Here is a 21,072-nt window from a genome sequence, read left to right as displayed (position 1 = left end):
TTGAAATTTTTTGCAAAACTTCTCCTTATTCCCCATTTTGGAATAGTAGAATAACTTTCAATTCGTTTTATATTATTATTGTTTTGTTACGCTCCAATTTCCACTGCCGTCACCCATTTTCCAGGTGCCTGAGTGATTTTCCATATTTCCATATAAGACAAATCCGGAGTTAGGTGAAGCGGTATTGTAAATAGCTCCTCCGTATAAATTGGTATAATATACATCCTGTGTATTATTTATGGTTCTGATGACTTCAACTGACCCACTTTTTTTAATATCTAAAACAAGATTTCCATTTTCACTTCCTGTATACGTTCCTACCCACCTCCCCATATATGGTGAAGTTTGATTGTCTTGTTCTTCTTTCAATCGTTTATTTTCTAATATATCTTCACATGAAAATAGTACACCTGAAATCAGAAGCAGCAACAGAAACAATCTAATATTTTTCATAATTAATAATTTGCAGTAGAAATTTTACTTCCATGCCATTGTCCGTTTCTCTTAACGATACCATACATGAGTGTTTTAAATTCCTGAGGTTTTTTCAGTGCACTTGGCGCTGCACTTGGGCTTACATGCCCATTAGAATCCATAGTGAATCCTATTTGGAATCCCCAGTCAAAAGTTTTGTGAACATCATCTGTACCGTATTTATGGTCATAAAAAGTTTTAGCTACCATTAACTTACCTAAAGGTGCAGCATTGTAGGAAAAGGTAATATTATTTTCAGGTCTGGGCTTTCCTAAGGATTGCCAGAAATTACCTAATCTTTTTACTGCTTCATTCCAGAACAATTTATTTAAATTTTCATGTGACAGCTGTTTGTTTCCTGCTTGTAATGCCGCGTATAGTCCTTGGTCTAATAATGGATTGCTGGAAGTGTAATTAAAAGGTAAAATATCTTCAATATAGAAGTCATCTTTGAAGATTGTGGGATACCCCTGAGTACTGTATCCGGATATTGTATAAACATTTGGATAATAGGTTGGTGTCCAGAACGTATTTGCATCAAAAATTGTTCTATTGTTGTTGTTGTAAATAGAGGTAATTCTATTTTGAGAAGGCGCAGGATTGAAATAGGATGAGTAATCATAATAGAATGTACCGGCAATAACACCTAATCTGATTTCATCAACATTTTCTTTTCTCCAAAATCCAGTCCAGCCTCTGTATTGGTGTTTTACTTTAACACCTAAATTGTAAACAAGGTAATAATTATAATTATAAGCTTTGGATTTTACTCTTCTTTTGCTTTCATATTTATCTACACACATATCAGAATCTCCAAATAAACTTTGAAGAAACGTTGTATAAGTGCTGCAATTTGGAAGAGAGTTGATAAAGTTTGCCATTTGAACATTAGGGTCTGTTACCGGTGGAGAATTTGTTGAAGTTCCTCCTCCGCCGCCACCGCCACCTATAGTGGGCATTGTAACCGGATAGTACCCCACGCCATCGTCAAGGGTATAAACCATAAGTGCAGCGCGTTGGGCTACGAAATTGCTTCTTACTTCATCATCAGTAGTATATAATAAATTATCCGCTATTTTTTGTTCCGCTAAATAATTAGTTAATACTTCATATTTCTCTTCATTAACTATAAATATGCCGGCATCAGTATATTTATAAATATCCGTACCAACCTGGATTTCTCCATCGCTATTAAGTATCGCCGAAAAAGCGTCATCTCCTATGATTTCTTCCAGATCATCAATGTCACTGATCATTAAATCAATGTTCTCAATCCTTGAGGTAGCATTAGGAGATTCCATGAATCTGGCATTGTTCTTTAATGCTTCTAAACGTTCTTTCGTTTTATTGTAAACCGTTTCTTCATTCGTTTCAGTAACAACTGGTCTCAAAGAAGTAATGCCCAGGTTATCAACAAAAGCAGCGATTGTTTCATCATCCGCATCTTTTAAATCATCATAAGCTTCCTGTAAGGCTTCTTTAGTTGGGAAATAGGTTCTGCCATTGAGAACTTTCGCGTCCTCCAGCTTTCCCATTAAGTTTGATTTTGTTATTTTTTCTTGTGCGGTCTGAGATTCTGGTAATATCTCATCATTACAAGATGCAAGAATTGTTGCTACGGCTAGTAGTAACAGCAGTTTCCTTTTCATAAGTTATTAGTTTTTTAGTTTTACGTTGTAAATATATGTTTTTTTTGTAATTGTAGTAATAAATTTCAAAAAAAAATATATATGCAGTATGTTAAAGCCTGAAATAGTACGGTTTCTTTAAAATTTTCTTCTGATTTTTTCTGTTGCAGAATAATGAATATTGAACTATAAAGCAATCCGGACTCGATTACATGAAAATTAAATTTTACCGGATAAAAAATAAAAAAAGACCTACATTTCTGTAAGTCTTTTTGCTCCTCCTGCTGGGCTCGAACCAGCGACCCTCTGATTAACAGTCAGATGCTCTAACCAACTGAGCTAAGGAGGAATGTCCTTTGTTTTAAGTGGTGCAAATATAGGACGAATATTTATACCCTACAAATATTTTTCAGAAAAATTTTTAAAAAAATTATAATTTCCCTGTAAATACCTTGAAGATGTCGCTTCCAAAGATCAGTAACATCAATCCTAACAGGAAGATAACCCCGATCATCTGTGCGTTTTCCCAAAACTTTCTGAGGAACCGGTTTGCCTACAATAATTTCATATAATGTAAATAAAACGTGTCCGCCATCAAGCCCCGGGATAGGAATCAGGTTTAGGAATGCCAACCATACGGAGAACATGGCAGTAAAGCTCCAGAAAGCTACCCAGTTGATTTTAAAGCTTCCGTCAGCATCTTTATCTACAGGCATATTCTTTACAATCGCAATAGGACCTCCTACATTTTTATACCCCTGAACTTTAGAGTTGAACATGATTTTGAACTGCTTAACCTGAGTTGTTAAAGCCTCAATAGTTCTCGTGAATCCTCTTGGAATAGCTTCTCCGAAAGAATATTTTTTATTGGTTACGATAGATTTTGCAATACTTTTTGTATCAATGGCAATACCAAGTTTTCCGTTTTTGTCAACAGAAACTGCCGGTAATGTCTGTAAAGCTCCGTTTCTTTCAACATCAACAGAAACTGTTTTTCCTTTATTTTCACTCAGAAGAGTGCTTACTTCATCAAAAAATACGGCTTTTTTACCGTTGATTCCTACAATTTTATCTCCTTTTGTCAATCCTGAAGCTTGAGAAGAAGGAGTTGCCAATGAATCAACTACCATAGAGACTCTTGGAGTGATGTATAGTTTTGCCTCTCTTTGTTTAAGAACATCAGCCACACCATCAGCATTTACCGGGAATGTAACTTCCTGGCCGTTTCTCAGTACAGTAACATGATCTCCCAAAAGAATATTGATTGATGTGTTTTCAAGCCTTTCTGCCGGTTTTCCATCTACACTGATGATTTTGTCACCATTCTGGAAGCCCATTTTCTTTCCTGCGGCAGTAGCCTCAATACCGTTGCTGAATTTTGTAATATCTGTGTACGTTTCACCGTTGAAGAATGAAAGACAGCTGTAGATTAACCATGCAAGGAAAAAGTTAACAGTAACCCCACCTAGCATAATAATAAGCCTCTGCCATGCCGGTTTTGATCTGAATTCCCATGGTTCTGCCGGTTTTTTCATTTGGGCAGTATTCATACTTTCATCCACCATTCCCGCAATTTTTACGTATCCTCCGAAAGGAAGCCATCCGATTCCATATTTGGTTTGCTCAGGGTGTTTTCTCCAGTCATTGTCCGGAAGTTTAGATATATCGACAGGAACTTCTTCCTTCTTTCCGTTAACCTCTATTACTTCAGAATCCGGCAGATTCTTTGATAAGAATTTATACTGCCATTTTCCGTTGATTTTCTTCATGGAGAATATGGAGAAATAAGGATCAAAAAACAGGAAAAATTTCTCTGCTCTGGTCTTGAACCATATTGCCGGTAAAAAATGCCCAAGCTCATGAAGAAGCACAAGTATAGAGATGCTCAGAATGAACTGAAAAAGTTTGATTGCTATTTCCATTAATAAATTTTAGATTTTAATTTGCAAAGGTAACAATTATCAAAACTATGCCAAATAAAAAAGCTCCCCGAAACGAGAAGCTTTGTCATATTTAAAGACGATTTGTTATAAATTGAAAGAAACCCCAAGGCTGCCGTTATTACCTACTTCGGCAAATACTCCTATTTTATCCGTGAAGAAGTATCTGGCTCCGATGTGAGCGCCTACTCCGAAATCTTTTCCAACAACTCCAAGGTCTACTCCTGGGTAAATATCCCATTTTGATGGTAGATTCAATGCTTCCTGCAAATGAAAGTTCAGTCTTCCGAAAACAAAAACGCGGTTATCCTTATCGTTGTTTTTATAATTGTCAAAGTAGCCATTGATCCCGGCTCCTACTGAAATAAGTTGATTGAGTCCATAGTCATAAGTTCCCGTTATTCCGGTTCCATATCCCCAGGCGCTCAGCCCCAGTTGTATCTTCTGATCCCCTTTGCCTGTCCATGCCTGGGCATTAGCCATTGCACCAAAAAAGAAGATCATTACCATAAAAAACAATTTCTTCATAAATTTTAAATTTTTAAGGATTTTAATAAAAATATCTCTATCAAAAATGAAACCGAAAGAATATGAGTATTCTAAAAAAGACAGACTTTAATAAATTATTAAGAAATAGAGTTCTGTTTTCACGGGAGAACCTCTTTTTTCAGCAGTTTAATTCTTCTTTTGTAATGATAAAAGCTGTATTTTTATACATCAGATTCGGAATAACTTAAAAAGAATAAAAGATGAAAGTTGCAGGGCTTAATTTAGATATCATCTGGAAAAATAAAACTGAAAATTTTAAACTCATAGAAAACGAGCTTCAGCATGTTGAAGCTGATCTGTTTCTTCTGCCTGAAATGTTTTCGACAGGTTTCTGTATGGATGCTGCTGAAGTGTCAGACAGAAATGACGAAACCCTGGAATTCCTGAAAAAGATCTCAAAAGAAAAAAATGCTGCATTCTGTGGAAGTGCTCCAGTAGAGCAGGGCGGGAATTTTTATAACAGGATGTATTTTGTAAAGCCTGACGGTGATATTTCTTTTTATGACAAAAGACATTTGTTTTCCTTTTCGGGAGAAGATAAAGTGTATACTCCGGGAAATGAAAGGGTAATTGTTGAATATCATGGAATTCGGTTTTTGCTTCAGGTTTGCTATGATCTGCGCTTTCCTGTTTTTGCAAGAAATAATGATGATTATGATGCTGTTTTGTATGTTGCCAACTGGCCTGAGAAAAGAGTAGGAGCATGGGAACATCTGTTGAAAGCAAGAGCAATTGAAAATTTGTCTTTTGTATTTGGCTTAAACAGGATCGGAACAGATGGAAATAATCTGTTTTATCAGGAAAGCTCTCACTGCTTCTTTGCTGATGGAAAAGAAATTTCCCGAAAGCAGGGCAATCTTGTATCCGCAGAATTAAATATGAATGAATTGAAAGATTTCAGAACGCATTTCCAGTTTCTGAATGACCGGGATTCTTTTTCTATTAAATTTTAGGTTCTCCCACAGATTTCCCAGATGTTAAAAGCATAAGCTCAACTATGGAAATTTGGGTGATCTGTGGGCATTATAAAAACAAAAAAACTGTGAAAAATCACAGTTTTAAGCATATTCTTGTAAAAGTTTGGTGAGTGTATTTACGTCATGTACACCACTTTCCTTCCATAATAATTCTCCTTTTTTGAAAATTGCCAGTGTAGGTACTCCACGTACTCCATATTGAGCGGCTAAGGCAGGATACTGATCTACATCTACTTTTATGATTCTGGCACCTTCGCCGATATTTTCTTTTACAGTATTTAATACCGAAGACTGCACTTTACAAGGCTGGCACCATGTGGCGAAAAAATCGATAAGTACGGGTCTTTCGGAATCAATGATTTCCTGAAATTTTTGTGACATAGGTTTAGTTTTTTATGATCTTAAAAAGTTTTGGACTGGCATACAAAATCCGAAGTAGGGAATTTTTCCGTTTTTTTTATCCCGTTAAAACCTCCTTCTACTTCAGTAAAATTCCTGATACCGTGTGAGTTAAGAATACTTGCTGCAATCATGCTTCTGTATCCGCCTGCACAATGAAGGAAGAAATGTTCAGAGTCATCAATAGTACGTGCCCAGTCACTGATGGCATCTAATGGCTTATTGTATGCGTTGTCAATGTGTTCGGCCGAGTATTCAGTCAGTTTTCTTACATCAATTACTGTAGCATCTTCAGTAAACTGTTCTGCAAATTCAGCAGGGGAAATTCTTCTGATCTCATCAGTTTCCTTCCCTGCATTTTTCCAGCTTTCAAATCCTCCTTTCAGGTAGCCTACTACATTATCAAATCCTACTCTGCTCAGTCTGGTAATAACTTCTTCTTCAGTTCCTTCATCGGTTACCAGTAACAGAGGGTGTTTCACGTCAACAATAAGAGTTCCTACCCATGGAGCGAAGTCTCCTTTCAGCCCAATATTGATGGAATTGGGAACAAAGCCTTTATGAAAGTCTGCAGGTCCTCTCGTATCTAAAATTAATGCTCCTGTCTCTTCCGCTACGGCTTCAAAATCTTCCGGTTCAACAGGATGCAGTCCTTTGTTCATTACAACATCAAGGCTTTCATAACCTCCCTTGTTTAATGCGACATTCATTCCGAAATATTTCGGTGGTGCTGTTAAACCATCAAGAACCTCTCTGATGAAAGATGCTTTATCCGGTTGGTTAAGGGCGTAATTGGTTTTCTTTTGGTTTCCTAAAATATCTACCGTTTCCTTCTGCATATTCTTTCCGCAGGCAGAACCTGCTCCATGAGCCGGGTAAACCGTGATGCTGTCATCCAATGGCATGATTTTGCTCTGAAGACTGTCATAAAGAATACCTGCAAGATCTTCCTGCGTAAGGTTGGTTGCCTTCTGTGCAAGATCAGGCCTTCCGACATCACCTAAAAACAACGTGTCACCTGTAAAGATTGCTGTTTCAACACCATTTTCATCTATTAAAAGGTAAGTGCTGCTTTCCATGGTGTGACCAGGAGTGTGCAAAACCTTTATTTTTACTTTCCCAATTTCAAAAATCTGATTATCATCTGCAATAATAGCTTCAAATTCAGGAGCCGCTGTAGGTCCATAAACAATCGGAGCACCAGTTTTCTTGCTTAAATCCAAATGTCCTGATACAAAGTCTGCATGGAAGTGGGTTTCAAAAATATATTTTAAAGTGACATTGTCTTTTTCCAGACGATCCAAGTAAGGTTTAACCTCTCTTAAAGGATCAATAATGGCAGCTTCATTCTCTGATACAATATAATAGGCACCCTGAGCCAGACAGCCCGTATATATTTGTTCAATTTTCATTGGGTCTTTTTTTAATGAGTTAAAGATACGAAGTATTAGATGAATTCTAAATGAAATGTTAAATTCCATTGATAGTTTCTTTCAATACTTGTTAAAATTTACATTACTTTTTTAGCAAAAAGAATGCCTTATATAAAGTGAATTTACGAATGCTGTTTTATATCATGTTTAACTCATAAGCAGGCAATTCATTTACTCGGTGATATAATAAATTTTATAAAAAATTTCGTTAGTGTTTTCCGTGATGTTTTTATCAGTTTTGAACTGAAGATATTCATCCTTTTTACCTTCTCCTTCATCATATTGTATCAGCCTGTTGTACTTATCATAAAGATAATCCTTGATCTTTCCATTATCTTTGATGCTGATTATTTCATCAAAATATTTCTTAGTGTCTGCATGCATAGGCCAATCCTTTTCATGGACTTTATAAAACTCTACCATTTTCTCTATGGAATATATTTCAGATTCGATATTCATATCATTGAATCCTGTTAGAAGTTCTTTTTTGTCTGCATGCTCTCCCAGCCATTTTATTTTTGACTCAGCTGCTGTAATCACAGCATTAATCATCATAGAATCTCTTTTGATTACGGGGGATAAGATGATATCCGGAGTATGGCTGATGGGAAGAGGTTTACGAGCGGCTATATCCAATACGCTAAAAACAGTCTCAGCTTTGGTTTTAAGCTCAGTTAGTTGATCATTGGTCATTTCATCACTTGATACTCTGATCTTAAAACCCCATCCTCCACATTCATAAATTGCGAGAAGAGATTTCTTATCCGTATATTTTACCCCTTTGAAAAAATCACGTTCGCCCATTGCATGATCAAATAAGGAATAGATATAATTTACTTTTACCTTATCATTGGAGATGTTTCCAAACATAGGTTTTAAATTTACACTTTTATTAGAGTTTTGATTCAGAACTGTTTCATATACGGCAAATTCATCCCGTAAAAGCTGATTGTCTACAGATTTTTTAGGATAAACATATAATGTGAGTACGGTTTTACTTTTTTTATTTTTTTGTTGCACATAGCTTACCACAATATGTTTGTTTTGTTGATCATAAGATACTATTTCCTCTCTTTGAAAACCAGCCCATAAGAGAGGGAAAACTGCTGATGTGGGAAGGTGGGTATAGTCTCCTTTTATCTGTAAACTGACAGGCCCATTTCTTTTCTGGGAAAAAGACAAGGAGAGGCAAAAAGCGAAAATAATAAGTAGAATTTTCTTAATTAAAATCATGTGTGGTATATATGTTGTTCTCAAGGCTAAATTAAAATAATAAATTTAGTGAACGTGAAATATAATTTAATCATTAATATTATTTTACTTACTCAAATTTTCCAAAAAATTTTATATTTATAAGTTAAAAACAATCAGATGGCAGACAAAGCAAAATTTATTGAAGAGTTAAATGCTAGATATACTCCGAAAGGAGAACACATTATATTAGGAAAAGGAATGCTTGACGGACAAGTGGTTCCCGAGGTGAATGTAACAATCCCTTTGAAAACAATTAACCGCCATGGTCTTATTGCCGGAGCAACAGGAACTGGTAAGACAAAGACACTACAGGTATTTGCAGAACAGCTTTCCCATGCAGGAATTCCTTCATTGGTCCTTGATATCAAAGGTGACTTCTCCGGAATTGCAGAAGCAGGACAAATGAATCCTGTTATTGAAGAAAGATACGCTAAAACACAGCTTCCATACAATCCGCAGGGATTTCCGGTAGAGCTGATGAGTATTTCCGGAGGGAAAGGCGTAAAATTAAGAGCTACTGTTACAGAATTTGGTCCTGTTTTATTAAGCAAAATCCTTGAGCTTAATGATACTCAGCAAAGCATTATGTCTATTGTCTTCAAATACTGTGATGATAAAGGTCTTCCTTTGATTGATCTTAATGATTTGAAGAAAGTATTACAGTATGTAACAGATAATGCACAGGGAAAAGCCGAGCTTGCAGCCAATTATGGATCTATCGCACCAGCTTCTCTCGGAGCGATCTTAAGGTCAATTGTAGCCCTGGAACAACAGGGTGCAGCCGGATTCTTTGGCGAATTAAGTTTTGATGTTCAGGATTTACTGGAAACAAGAGACGGAAAAGGAGTTGTCAATATTTTAAGAGTATCAGATATTCAGAATAAGCCTCAGCTTTTTTCAACATTTATGCTTTCGCTTTTTGCCGAAATTTATATGACTTTCCCGGAAGAAGGAGACAGTGGAAAACCAAAACTTGTATTATTCATTGATGAAGCGCACCTTATTTTTGATGAAGCTTCAAAAGCCCTTCTTTCACAAATTGAAACGATGGTAAAGCTGATCCGTTCCAAAGGAGTGGGGATCTACTTCATTACTCAGATTCCAGGAGATGTGCCTGAAAATGTGCTTTCTCAGTTAGGACTGAAAATACAGCATGCACTGAGAGGCTTTACGGCAAAAGATAAAAAAGAAATCACCAAAGCTGTTGAAAATTATCCTACAACAGAATATTATGATGCCTCCAGCCTTATTCAGAATTTAGGGATTGGAGAGGCATTTGTAACGGCTTTGGATGAAAAAGGAATACCTACACCATTGGTTCATACCTATCTGATCTCTCCCGAGTCAAGAATGGATATTTTGAGCGAGGCAGAAATCTCTGAACTTACAGCTCAGTCAGCACTTGTTGCCAAATACGAGCAGGCTATTGACAGAGAATCTGCTTATGAAATGCTTACGAACAGAATGGAGCAGGCTGCACAAAACCCATCACCAACACAAAAAACGAGACCGGTAAAAGAAGAACCTGGAATGTTTGAACAGGTATTACAGAGTAAAGCGGGCCGTACCTTTACCAATACATTAATGCGAGAAGGAGCAAAAGCGATCCTCGGAATGTTTGGTCTGGGAGGCAGAAGAAGATAATTTTGAAGGATAACCTGCTCTGTTTTGATATATTTTTTGTTATTTTAGCAGGTTATCTTTATAATATTAATAGTAAAGCCGGGTTTATTGGGGAATAATACATCGGGTTTAAATACGAACGACAAACAGCAGTTAACACACATTCAATGTATTCAATTATAGATATAGAAAGTAATGGTGCAGGTTATAGAAATGAATGCATTATAGATATCGCCATTTACAGATATGACGGTCAGAAAATTACCGATCAGTTCATCTCTCTGGTAAATCCTGAAGGCGATATTACTCCTTTTGTACAGAAACTGACCAGCATTACCCCGAAAATGGTCAAAACGGCTCCGAAATTTCATGAAATTGCCAAAAGAGTCATCGAAATAACTCAAAATACAACCTTGGTAGGGCATAATATTGATTTTGATTACAGAATGCTTCGCCAATCATTCAAAAGGCTTGGTTATGATTTTAAAATCAATACTTTAGATACCATTCCGTTAGCAAAAAAACTGATACCTGATGAGGTAAGCTATTCGTTGGGAAAGCTGGTGAAGTCGCTGGGAATTCCTTTGACCAATCATCACAGGGCAGAAGGTGATGCAAGAGCCACCTTGGAACTCTTTAAATTGCTGATTTCCAAGGATACTGAAAATGAAATTATTCAGAAGCAGCATGAAGAATCCAATGCCAAGACCTATATCAATAAAATTAAGGAACTTACTCAGGATCTTCCTAATGATAAAGGATTTGTATACTTTCAGGATGAGGCAGGACGTATCATGTTCTCGGATTATGTTCAGGATATCAACAAATTTTCAAAAAAGGTTTTCAATTCCAAATCAAAAAAATGGGAGCAGATTCAGAAAGATGTTGAGCAGATCAATTTTGAGCTTACCAGAACAGATATTATTGCAAAACTGATTCTGAATTCAAAGAATATCAAAAAGAAAGAAATTTTACCATTCGGACTTTATTTCAGAAACAATAAATATGTTGTTGAAAAAAACAAGCTCAATAAAACGGAAAAACCGGTATTAAAATTCAGATCGTTTACCCAGGGAACAAAAGCGGTTCAGTTTATTGGCTCTCAGGAAGAGTTTAATGATTTCTCCGCATTGAAACAGAAAATTGAATTCAGAAAAAGGAATGAGCTCTGGCTGGGGCCGGGAAGAAAGCTTGGTGAAAAATTATTTTTAATCATAGAAAACGGAAAAGTAGTTTCTTTTGGTTTCTATGAGCTGTTTACGCAGATTCAGACTTTGAGTAAGCTGGCGAAGCTGAAAATTGATCTTCAGCTGTCCTCCACAGATCTGAATAATGAATTACAGCTGGCTTTGCTTCGTGGTGATTTTGAAACCTTACCACTGCCAAAATAATATAGAAATTAGCACTTTACCGTTTTATTCAGAAGAAGAGCTGTTCAAATCATTTTCTTAGAATAAAAAAATAAATAGTATTTTTGCAAAAAAATAAATAGAAGCAATGCAAAATCTTAAACAAAATAAAACTGGAAAAAAGGGAGCTGTAAGGTTCTCTAAGGTTTGGAATATTTAAAAGAGTTGTCTTGCATAAAAAATAATTAATGTGGCAGGCTCTTTTACGAAGAATCTGCCTTTTTTTATGTTAAAATGAAATTATGAATTCAAAAGAATTATTAAAGATTGCCAATGAGTTTGGCACCCCGGTGTATGTTTACGATGCAGAGTCCATCAAAATTCAATACGAAAAACTTACCTCTTCATTTTTAAAACATACTAAGTTCTTCTACGCAGCGAAGGCTTTGACAAATATCAATATCCTTAAGTACGTCAAGAACCTGGGAGCTTCTTTGGATTGTGTATCTATTAACGAAGTTAAACTCGGGTTAAAAGCAGGATTTCCGAAAGAAAAGATATTGTTTACTCCCAATTGTGTTGACCTGGCTGAAATAGAAGAAGCAATGACTTTTGGAGTTCATATCAACATTGATAACATTTCTATTCTTGAGCAGTTCGGGAATAAATACGGAAATTCATATCCTATTCTGGTCAGAATAAACCCGCATATTTTTGCTGGAGGTAACTACAAAATTTCAACGGGACATATCGACAGTAAATTCGGTATTTCCATTCACCAGGTTCGTCATATCGAAAGAGTGATGAAAAGTACGAATCTGAATGTGGAAGGACTTCATATGCACACAGGAAGTGAAATTAAAGATCCGGATGTATTCCTGCAGGCTCTTGATATTATGCTGGAACTTTCTGAACATTTCCCGAACCTGAAATACCTGGATATGGGAAGTGGTTTCAAAATTCCTTACCAGGACAGTGAGGAAGAAACGGATGTGAAAACATTAGGTAAAAAAGTAGAAAAAGTAATTTCTGAGTTTTCAAAATCTACCGGTAAAAAATTTGAATTATGGTTTGAGCCTGGAAAATTTTTAGTAGGAAAAAGTGGTTATTTATTAGTGAAAGCTAATGTAATCAAGCAGACTACTGCTACAGTATTTGTAGGTGTAAATTCAGGATTTAATCATCTTATCCGCCCAATGTTCTATGATTCTTACCATATGATTGAAAACCTGTCCAATCCAAAAGGAGCAGAAAGAATCTATACGGTAGTAGGAAATATCTGCGAAACAGATACATTCGCGTGGGACAGAAAACTCAATGAGGTAAGAGAAGGTGATATTCTTGCCTTCCATAATGCAGGGGCTTACGGTTTTGAAATGAGTTCAAACTTTAATTCGAGATTAAAACCAGCTGAAGTATTATTCTTAGACGGAAAAGCTCATTTGATCCGTAAAAGAGATGAGTTTGAAGACCTGCTGAGAAATCAGATCGAAATAGGGATGTAATTCTCAAATATAATAAACATACAGCCGCCTTTTGGGTGGCTGTTTTGTTTTACAGGGGAATTAAACCTCACGGGTTTTCAAAACCCGTGAGGTTTCAATAGAAAAAGAATTCAAAATTAAATTACAATTTTTTAACATCGAATTAGGGATAGAGTCTCAACTTTATTAGCTAAATTTGATAGAGATAGGAAGATTTTTTTCTTCTCAAATACTATTTTCACCAAAAAATAACCACCAAAACAGACTAATTATGGCCAAAAACATAGCAGAGCAGATTGTTGAAATGCTCGAAAATGCCAATGTGAAAAGAATTTATGCAGTAACCGGCGACAGTCTTAACCATCTGAATATTGCCGTTAAAAAAAGCAGTATCCAATGGATTCATGTGCGTCACGAAGAGGTAGGTGCTTATGCAGCAGCAGCAGAAGCTGAGCTGGATGGTCTGGCTGTATGTGCAGGAAGCTGCGGACCAGGACACGTTCATCTGATCAATGGGGTTTATGAGGCACATCGTTCTCATGTTCCGATGCTGGTTATTGCTTCTACAATTCCCAGCGATGAAATGGGAATGGATTATTTTCAGGAGACCAATACCATAAAATTGTTTGATGACTGCAGTTATTATAATCAAATGATTACAAGGCCGGAACAGGTACAGAGAACCGTTCAGACAGCTATTCAGCATGCTGTTTCCAAAAAGGGAGTTGCTGTGATAGGTCTTCCGGGAGATGTGTCGGAACTGGAAGCAGAAGAAGCCACTACTTCAGCGCAGATCTTTAAAACCAATCCGATCATAAGACCTTCGGACGGTGAATTAAAAAGCTTGTCATCACTTATCAACAGCAGTAAAAAAGTAACATTATATTGCGGAATTGGTGCTGCTGAAGCAAGTGAAGAAGTTATTGCATTATCAAAGCTTTTAAAAGCACCTGTAGGATATTCATTCCGTGGGAAAATGGCTATTCAGCCGAATAATCCGAATGAAGTGGGGCTTACAGGATTACTGGGATTTCCTTCTGCCTATCATGCCATGCATGAGGCTGACCTGGTGATTCTTCTGGGTACAGATTTCCCGTATCAGAAATTCATGCCTGTAAAAAATAAAATAGTACAGATTGATGAAAGCCCTGAAAGATTAGGAAGAAGGGCAAAACTGGAATTGGGACTTACCGGCGATGTCAAAGAAACCATTAAAGCATTACTTCCTCTGCTTGAAGAAAAAACAGATGACCATTTTCTGAATGAGCAGCTTGCATTTTATGATAAAGTAAAAGAAAGCCAGCTGGAGTATGTAAAAGATTCAGGAAAAGAAAATGCAATCCAGCCGGAGTATGTTGCCCATACTTTAGATAAGCTGGCTAAGCATGATGCTATTTTTACAGTAGATACAGGAATGTGCTGTGTTTGGGGAGCAAGATTTATTACAGGAACCGGTGAAAGGAAAATGCTGGGGTCATTTAATCATGGTTCAATGGCAAATGCAATGCCAATGGCTATCGGAGCGGCTTTGGCTCATCCTGAGAAACAGGTTATCGCGATGTGTGGTGATGGCGGACTATCTATGTTATTAGGAGATATGGCGACAATTTTTCAATATAAATTACCCGTAAAACTGATTGTTTTTAACAACAGAACCCTGGGAATGGTAAAACTGGAAATGGAAGTTGGCGGAATGCCCGATAATGAAACAGATATGATTAATCCTGACTTTGCGATGGTAGCACATGCCATGGGTTATCCGGGTAAAAACGTTCATTTGCCGGAAGATGTAGAAAGTGCTATCAAGGAATGTCTGGATTATAACGGACCTTATCTTCTGAATATTTTTACAAATCCTAATGCTCTGGCCCTTCCTCCGAAGATTGAATTTGACCAGATCATGGGAATGACCAAGTCTATGGCACAGCTGATGCTGGGAGGCAAAATGGATGAGGTTTTTGAAACGGTAAAAACGAATTATAAACATATTAAAGGTCTGCTGTAAGGTTAAGAATATTCATAGTATAGAACTTCATGCATTGTGTGAAGTTTTTCTTTTTTATAACTGGGCTAAATATTTACCTTTGTTTATTATTACTAAATTATGAGAACGATACTTTTATTTTTGACCTTATGCGTGATGAATTTTTCTTTTGCACAGGATCAGGAAGAACGGGATGACTCTTTTATCCGGGAAAGCAATAAAAATCTTTTAAAAATAGATATCCGGGAACCTTTTATGCAGGTTGCCGTGAAATGTAATGATTTTAAACCTGCAGCCTTCGAAGGTGGTGTTGCGGCCTATAAAGATATCCTGAACAAATATATGTACGCATATCTGAATTCTGACTTCTATGCCCTTACAGGTGATTTTACATTTACCTTGGTGCTTGATGATAAAGGAAAAGTAGTGGATGTAAAGGGGATGCCTAAAGTGGCCAACAGCGAAGTTTTCTTTGATGACATGCAGTATGTTGTAAGAAGGATCAAAAAAAACTGGACTCCGGCTTCCTGTAACGGACAGCCTGTGGCTTCACAGATTAAAGTTAAAATGAATTTTTCTTCAATTTCAACGGATATTGACTAATACCAATAAATGAAAGAATATCTCTTTATTTTATCTTTATGTTTTTAAGAGTTAAAGGATTATCACAAGAAGCCAAAGCTCAGATTCAGATTCAACAGGGAGAAGACTTCAGAAAAGAATACTAATATGATCATGATTAAAAAATCCTACAGGTATTGGGTTTGATTTTGTTCTTTGCTGTAGGAAAAGCCCAGACATTTGATCTCCTGCAGGGGGATATGAATCCTTATAAAGGAGGGGCTGAACAGTTTTATAAAGATTTAAATACAATTCTGGTCAAAAATAATTCTGAACATTGTAATAACAGAATGTCTGAAATGTTTCTGGCTGAAATTGAAATCGAAAAAGGACAGGCAAAAATTATAAATAAGAATCTTCTGATGATTGTCCTACCCGTATTTTTGTGAAGGCTTTTGACGAGATCAATAAACTGAAAAAATGGAAAAAAGGTGCGGATGTACAGAAATATGTTTCCATCATATTTTATCCGATCGATTATTTTGACAATTTTAAAGAAAATTATACCACGCAGGGCCTAAAGAAATCTGCTGAATTTCCAGGAGGAATGGGAGAATTCAGAAACCGTCTGCTCATTAATCTGAAAAACCAGAACATCAGAAATGCTGAAGGAGTAACAGCTGAAATACGATTTAAAGTTAATCAGGAAGGTGTTTTACAAGATATTATAATACAACCTGATGTTTTGCAGGATGATATTAAAAGCAAGGTAAAGAAAGCTGTAGGGCAGATTACCGAAAAATGGCAACCCGAATCTTTCCGCGGCGTTCCGATAACATCCAGTTACGTGATGCGTGTAACTTTATGATTTTGTTAAAATAATACCGCTGACATTCTGTCACAATATTTTGTATCTTTGCAAACTTATCTGTTCGTAATTTACTATTACGGGCCTTAAATTGATTATCGTGCAGGAAAAATATATAGACGAAACAAAGCAGGGCGAAGCTTTTGCTATTGCCGAAAGACCGGAAAATTCTAAAAAGCTGTTTTTGGAAAGCTATGGTTGTCAGATGAACTTCTCTGACTCTGAGATTGTTGCATCCATTCTTAACGAACAGGGATACAACACAACGATGAAAGTGGAAGAAGCTGATCTGATTCTATTAAACACATGCTCTATCCGTGAAAAAGCAGAACAAACGGTAAGAATGCGTCTCTCCCAGTTCAAAAATCTCAAAAAAGAAAGACCGAATATGACGGTAGGAGTTTTGGGATGTATGGCGGAAAGATTGAAAACTAAATTCCTGGAAGAAGAACAATTGGTTGACCTTGTAGTTGGGCCAGATGCTTACAGAGACCTACCCAATCTTTTAAAAGAAACGGATGACGGTAGAGATGCCATCAATGTAATTCTTTCCAAAGAAGAGACCTATGCAGACATCAATCCTGTTCGTTTAGGAGGAAACGGAGTGACTGCTTTTGTTACTATTACAAGAGGTTGTGACAATATGTGTACATTCTGTGTGGTTCCTTTTACCAGAGGAAGAGAAAGAAGCCGTGATCCGCACTCTATTATTGAAGAATGTAAAGATCTAGCCAATAACGGTTATAAAGAAATTACCCTTTTAGGACAAAACGTAGACTCTTATCTTTGGTATGGTGGCGGTCCTAAAAAAGATTTTGCCAAAGCATCTGAAATGCAGAAAGCAACAGCCGTTAATTTTGCTCAGCTTCTTGATTTAGTAGCTAAAGCTGTTCCCGAACTAAGAATCAGATTCTCTACTTCAAATCCTCAGGATATGAGTCTTGATGTCTTCAGAATGATGGCAAAACATGATAACATCTGCAAATATGTACACCTTCCTGTACAAAGCGGAAGCAATAATATGCTGGCAGCGATGAACAGACAACATACCCGTGAAGAATACCTTGATCTGATCAGAAAAGCAAAGGAAATTGTTCCGGAAGTAGCATTTTCACAGGATATGATCGTAGGATTCTGTAATGAAACAGAAGAAGATCACCAGGATACCTTAAGCCTGATGAGAGAAGTGGAATATGACTACGGATATATGTTTGCTTATTCAGAAAGACCGGGAACGCCTGCCCATAAAAAAATGGAAGACAATATTCCTGCTGATGTAAAACAGAGACGTCTTGCTGAGGTAATTGCTCTTCAGGGTGAGCTCTCCAAAAAGAGAATGAAATCTTATGTAGGAAGAGAGCACCAGATTCTGATCGAAGGAATTTCTAAGAAGAATAAAAACCAATGGAAGGGAAGAAACTCTCAGAATGCCGTATGTGTCTTTGATAAGCTTGAAGGACAGAAAATAGGTGACATTGTGAACGTTTTTGTGTATGACAATACGCAGGGCACACTTTTAGGGAGAACAGCGGAATAAATATAAGTTTTGATCAAGCGGTTTATTTTAGAAAGAATCCCGATCACTGAGAAACTTAAAAAAGAAACAAGATCAACGGTGTGTTACCGTAAGATTTTTAGTAAATTGTGAAGGAAAGACAGTCCTGTTGAGATTACAGCATATAAACCGGATCTGAATGATGCTGTACTGATGAAGAATTGGAAAAAATTGCAGCAGTTTACAAAATAACTTGACGGCTGGATGTCAAACGAGATACGAGGTTTAAAAAGGATTATGATCAGTATTTAACCTATAAAATTGAAAATGGAAAAGTTTCAGAGGTATTACCTTAGCTTTTTGTTACTTATAGTTTACACCAATACTATTGCACAGGTTAACTGTAATGCAGTAGAGGGTGAGAACTGCAAAAAAGCGTGCGGGTTATACAACTGGGCTTCAGATTTACAAGGTTTCGCGGAATCTCAGGAAGGTTTTGATAAAGCTATTGAACTTTGCCCCGATTTCTCCCATGCTTATATGGAAAAAGCAGTTCCATATCTTAAAAACGGGAATTTCGTAACCTGGAAGATTCTGATTGATGAAGTCATTGTCTCAGATCCCAAAACGTACCTTGTTTACAGAGGCTGGACAAAGTTTCAGTTTTTAAGAGGCTATAAAGAAGCTGTTCAGGATTTAGAACAATTAAAAAAATATTATCCGGGGGACCTTGGAAGATCCCAGAATGGAGATTATAATCTGGATGTGGTGAGAGCCATGTCTTACAGTGCGTTAGGACAGAAAGAAAAAGCCGCAGGGATTATAGAAAGGCTTCTGGCTGCCAGAGGTTATGTGAAAGGAATGTTTGATCATTATCAGCTGGGAGTTACCTGTTTCGAGCTGGGAAGATATGACAGAGTCCTTGAAAATTTTGAAAAAACAAAGCAAAGAGTACGACTTTGCTGAGAATATATACTTTAAGAGTAAAGTTTCTAAGATCAGAAACAAAGATTATTTGGATTTAAAAAAGTTAGCCTTACGAACGTATGATGAAGGAAAGACCATGAAAGAGGTCTACACTCATCACTTTAACAAAATCTACAGACAGCAGATTGAAGCGGTGTAGAAGATTAACATTAAATCAATAATCAAAAATTTACTTATGAGCAACGAGCTACAAAACATAAAAAACCGTTTCGGAATTATCGGAAACTTTCCTGCACTCAACCGTGCCCTGGAAAAATCTATCCAGGTTGCCCCTACAGACATTTCTGTACTGGTGATTGGAGAAAGTGGAGTGGGAAAAGAGTTTATTCCGAAAATCATTCATTCAGAATCCAGAAGAAAACATCAGCCCTATATCGTGGTAAACTGTGGGGCAATTCCGGAAGGGACCATAGATTCCGAGCTTTTCGGACATGAAAAAGGTGCCTTTACAGGGGCTACAGCTACAAGAAAAGGATATTTTGAAGTGGCAGATGGCGGAACGATCTTTCTGGATGAGGTGGGAGAGCTTCCTTTGCAGACCCAGGTTCGTCTTTTAAGAGTACTGGAAAGCGGTGAATTTATGAAGGTGGGTTCGTCACAGGTTCAGAAAACCAATGTAAGAATTGTGGCAGCTACCAACGTTAATATGATGAAGGCCATCCATGACGGAAGATTCCGTGAGGATTTGTATTACCGTCTGAATACTGTTCAGATTGATATGCCGCCTTTAAGAGAAAGAAAAGGAGACATTCACTTGTTATTCAGAAAGTTTGCAATAGACTTTGCAGAAAAATACAGGATGCCTGAGCTTGAGTTGGAGCAAAGTGCGATTCATTATATAGAAAGCTATTCTTTTCCCGGAAATGTCCGCCAGCTAAGAAATTTAGTGGAACAGATGACCGTTGTGGAAAGAAACCGGAATATCACTGCAGAAAAACTTGCTGAATATATTCCAATGGAAACCCACCTTCCCATGGTGGTAAATAATCAGAGTGCTCCAAAGCAGAATGATTTCGGAAGCGAAAGGGAAATCATGTATAAAATTCTGTTTGATATGAGGAATGATATTAATGATTTAAAATCCTTAACTTCGGAACTTATCAAGAACAGAGGAACTGCAGATCTGAGTAACCATGAGAAAAACCTGATCAACAGAATTTATACTTCTGATAGTCAGCCACAAGTGAATTCCGGATCGATGTTATATTTTGAAAATAATAATGATACACCGGCCGTTCAGACTCCTACAATTATTTCAAATCCTGAAGACAGTTATGAAGATGTTGAAGATATTGAAATTGAAGAAAACAGACCAGAATCTCTTTCGCTTCAGAATAATGAAAAAGATTTGATTATCAAGGCTTTGGAGAAGCATAAGGGACGTAGAAACAGAGCGGCAGATGAGCTGGGAATCTCACAAAGAACTTTATACAGAAAAATAAAACAATATAATCTGGAAGATTAAAATCAAAAATAAAGATTTAAGATTTTAAATAACAGAAAATACCACAAAAATGAATATCAGGATTAAAAATATCAGCCTGAAACAGTCGCTGCTAACAGTAATGCTTTTTGCGTTGCTGGGAGTTTTAAATTCATGCTACAGTTTTACGGGATCATCTCTTACGGACGAGAAAACAGTTCAGATCAATGAATTTCCCAATAATGCACCTCTCGTAAACCCTGCATTATCACAGCAGTTTTCTACGGCAATACAAAACAGATTCCTTCAGAGAACCACTTTAAAAGGAACAAAAGAAAATCCTGATATCCTGATTGAAGGAGAAATTACGGACTATTCCATTACCCCTACCACAATCAGTTCCAATACCCAGACAAACCCTTCGGGTGGAGTGGTTCAGCAGGCACAGAATAAACTTACGATTACAGTAAAGGTACATTATGAAAATAAAATTCATCCGGATGCAAGTTTTGACAGAACGTATTCTGATGAAGCCGCTTTCAACAGTGATGTATCTCTAAGTCAGATCGAAGACCAGCAGGTAAAGCTGGTGACAGATAGAATTATTAATAAGATATTTAACGACATTGTAGCGAATTGGTAAG

At 36.8% G+C, this 21,072-nt stretch carries 20 protein-coding genes and 1 tRNA gene; 13 read left to right on the top strand and 8 right to left on the bottom strand.

Annotated features, from left to right (window positions below; all coding sequences use genetic code 11):
• Positions 1-75: 75 nt before the first annotated feature.
• The 5 genes from EL165_RS15125 to EL165_RS15105 all read right to left on the bottom strand — a co-directional run bounded on the left by EL165_RS15125 (position 76) and on the right by EL165_RS15105 (position 4,570).
• Complete coding sequence (locus EL165_RS15125; protein ID WP_002984028.1) at positions 76-453, bottom strand: hypothetical protein; 378 nt, start codon at positions 451-453, stop codon at positions 76-78.
• 2 nt (positions 454-455) lie between these two features.
• The gene (locus tag EL165_RS15120; protein WP_002984027.1) at positions 456-2,123 is read right to left on the bottom strand and encodes a hypothetical protein; all 1,668 of its coding nucleotides are present in this window, start codon (positions 2,121-2,123) and stop codon (positions 456-458) included.
• Between the two features lie 254 nt (positions 2,124-2,377).
• Positions 2,378-2,451 (bottom strand) — tRNA-Asn (locus EL165_RS15115).
• Positions 2,452-2,491: 40 nt separating this feature from the next.
• On the bottom strand, positions 2,492-4,024 hold the full coding sequence (rseP, locus tag EL165_RS15110) for an RIP metalloprotease RseP (protein ID WP_232529133.1): 1,533 nt from the start codon (positions 4,022-4,024) through the stop codon (positions 2,492-2,494).
• Between the two features lie 105 nt (positions 4,025-4,129).
• Positions 4,130-4,570, bottom strand: a complete 441-nt coding sequence (locus EL165_RS15105; protein WP_002984025.1) for a DUF6646 family protein — start codon at positions 4,568-4,570, stop codon at positions 4,130-4,132.
• Positions 4,571-4,791: 221 nt separating this feature from the next.
• Between EL165_RS15105 and EL165_RS15100 the strand changes: the two genes are divergently transcribed.
• Positions 4,792-5,544: a nitrilase family protein gene (locus EL165_RS15100; protein ID WP_002984023.1), complete on the top strand. Its 753-nt coding sequence runs from the start codon at positions 4,792-4,794 to the stop codon at positions 5,542-5,544.
• Between the two features lie 105 nt (positions 5,545-5,649).
• On the opposite strand, the gene EL165_RS15095 is transcribed toward EL165_RS15100, so the two are convergent.
• The 3 genes from EL165_RS15095 to EL165_RS15085 all read right to left on the bottom strand — a co-directional run bounded on the left by EL165_RS15095 (position 5,650) and on the right by EL165_RS15085 (position 8,633).
• The gene (locus EL165_RS15095) at positions 5,650-5,949 is read right to left on the bottom strand and encodes a thioredoxin family protein (protein WP_002984022.1); all 300 of its coding nucleotides are present in this window, start codon (positions 5,947-5,949) and stop codon (positions 5,650-5,652) included.
• 20 nt (positions 5,950-5,969) lie between these two features.
• Positions 5,970-7,379: an MBL fold metallo-hydrolase gene (locus EL165_RS15090; protein ID WP_126358655.1), complete on the bottom strand. Its 1,410-nt coding sequence runs from the start codon at positions 7,377-7,379 to the stop codon at positions 5,970-5,972.
• A 192-nt stretch (positions 7,380-7,571) separates the two neighbouring features.
• A complete protein-coding gene (locus EL165_RS15085) occupies positions 7,572-8,633 on the bottom strand; it encodes a hypothetical protein (RefSeq protein WP_002984019.1) in 1,062 nt (353 codons plus the stop codon).
• Positions 8,634-8,771: 138 nt separating this feature from the next.
• Between EL165_RS15085 and EL165_RS15080 the strand changes: the two genes are divergently transcribed.
• From EL165_RS15080 to EL165_RS15025, 12 genes are all read left to right on the top strand, one after another.
• Positions 8,772-10,298: a helicase HerA-like domain-containing protein gene (locus tag EL165_RS15080; protein WP_002984017.1), complete on the top strand. Its 1,527-nt coding sequence runs from the start codon at positions 8,772-8,774 to the stop codon at positions 10,296-10,298.
• Positions 10,299-10,444: 146 nt separating this feature from the next.
• Positions 10,445-11,668: a 3'-5' exonuclease gene (locus EL165_RS15075; RefSeq protein WP_002984016.1), complete on the top strand. Its 1,224-nt coding sequence runs from the start codon at positions 10,445-10,447 to the stop codon at positions 11,666-11,668.
• A gap of 260 nt (positions 11,669-11,928) precedes the next feature.
• Positions 11,929-13,131: a diaminopimelate decarboxylase gene (gene lysA / locus EL165_RS15070; RefSeq protein WP_002984014.1), complete on the top strand. Its 1,203-nt coding sequence runs from the start codon at positions 11,929-11,931 to the stop codon at positions 13,129-13,131.
• Between the two features lie 250 nt (positions 13,132-13,381).
• The gene (locus tag EL165_RS15065; protein ID WP_002984012.1) at positions 13,382-15,115 is read left to right on the top strand and encodes a ubiquinone-dependent pyruvate dehydrogenase; all 1,734 of its coding nucleotides are present in this window, start codon (positions 13,382-13,384) and stop codon (positions 15,113-15,115) included.
• A 99-nt stretch (positions 15,116-15,214) separates the two neighbouring features.
• Positions 15,215-15,697: a hypothetical protein gene (locus EL165_RS15060; protein WP_041462087.1), complete on the top strand. Its 483-nt coding sequence runs from the start codon at positions 15,215-15,217 to the stop codon at positions 15,695-15,697.
• 155 nt (positions 15,698-15,852) lie between these two features.
• Positions 15,853-16,104: a hypothetical protein gene (locus tag EL165_RS15055; protein WP_002984008.1), complete on the top strand. Its 252-nt coding sequence runs from the start codon at positions 15,853-15,855 to the stop codon at positions 16,102-16,104.
• Entirely contained in the window at positions 16,101-16,523 is a 423-nt protein-coding gene (locus tag EL165_RS15050) for a hypothetical protein (RefSeq protein ID WP_002984006.1), read from the top strand. Before EL165_RS15055 ends, EL165_RS15050 begins: the two co-directional genes overlap by 4 nt.
• Before the next feature lie 100 nt (positions 16,524-16,623).
• Complete coding sequence (gene miaB / locus EL165_RS15045) at positions 16,624-18,060, top strand: tRNA (N6-isopentenyl adenosine(37)-C2)-methylthiotransferase MiaB (protein WP_002984004.1); 1,437 nt, start codon at positions 16,624-16,626, stop codon at positions 18,058-18,060.
• Positions 18,061-18,345: 285 nt separating this feature from the next.
• The gene (locus EL165_RS15040) at positions 18,346-18,984 is read left to right on the top strand and encodes a tetratricopeptide repeat protein (RefSeq protein ID WP_126358654.1); all 639 of its coding nucleotides are present in this window, start codon (positions 18,346-18,348) and stop codon (positions 18,982-18,984) included.
• On the top strand, positions 18,950-19,144 hold the full coding sequence (locus tag EL165_RS15035) for a hypothetical protein (RefSeq protein WP_126358653.1): 195 nt from the start codon (positions 18,950-18,952) through the stop codon (positions 19,142-19,144). The genes EL165_RS15040 and EL165_RS15035 overlap by 35 nt, the downstream gene beginning before the upstream one ends.
• A gap of 36 nt (positions 19,145-19,180) precedes the next feature.
• Positions 19,181-20,470, top strand: coding sequence for a sigma-54 interaction domain-containing protein (locus EL165_RS15030; RefSeq protein WP_002984001.1), 1,290 nt, complete (start codon positions 19,181-19,183; stop codon positions 20,468-20,470).
• A gap of 49 nt (positions 20,471-20,519) precedes the next feature.
• Positions 20,520-21,071, top strand: a complete 552-nt coding sequence (locus tag EL165_RS15025; RefSeq protein WP_002983999.1) for an LptE family protein — start codon at positions 20,520-20,522, stop codon at positions 21,069-21,071.
• Position 21,072: the final 1 nt, after the last annotated feature.

It is taken from the genome of Chryseobacterium gleum (assembly GCF_900636535.1).
GTDB lineage: Bacteria > Bacteroidota > Bacteroidia > Flavobacteriales > Weeksellaceae > Chryseobacterium > Chryseobacterium gleum.
The sequence above is the reverse complement of the archived record's forward strand: the minus strand, read 5'-3'. Positions and strand labels throughout refer to the sequence as shown.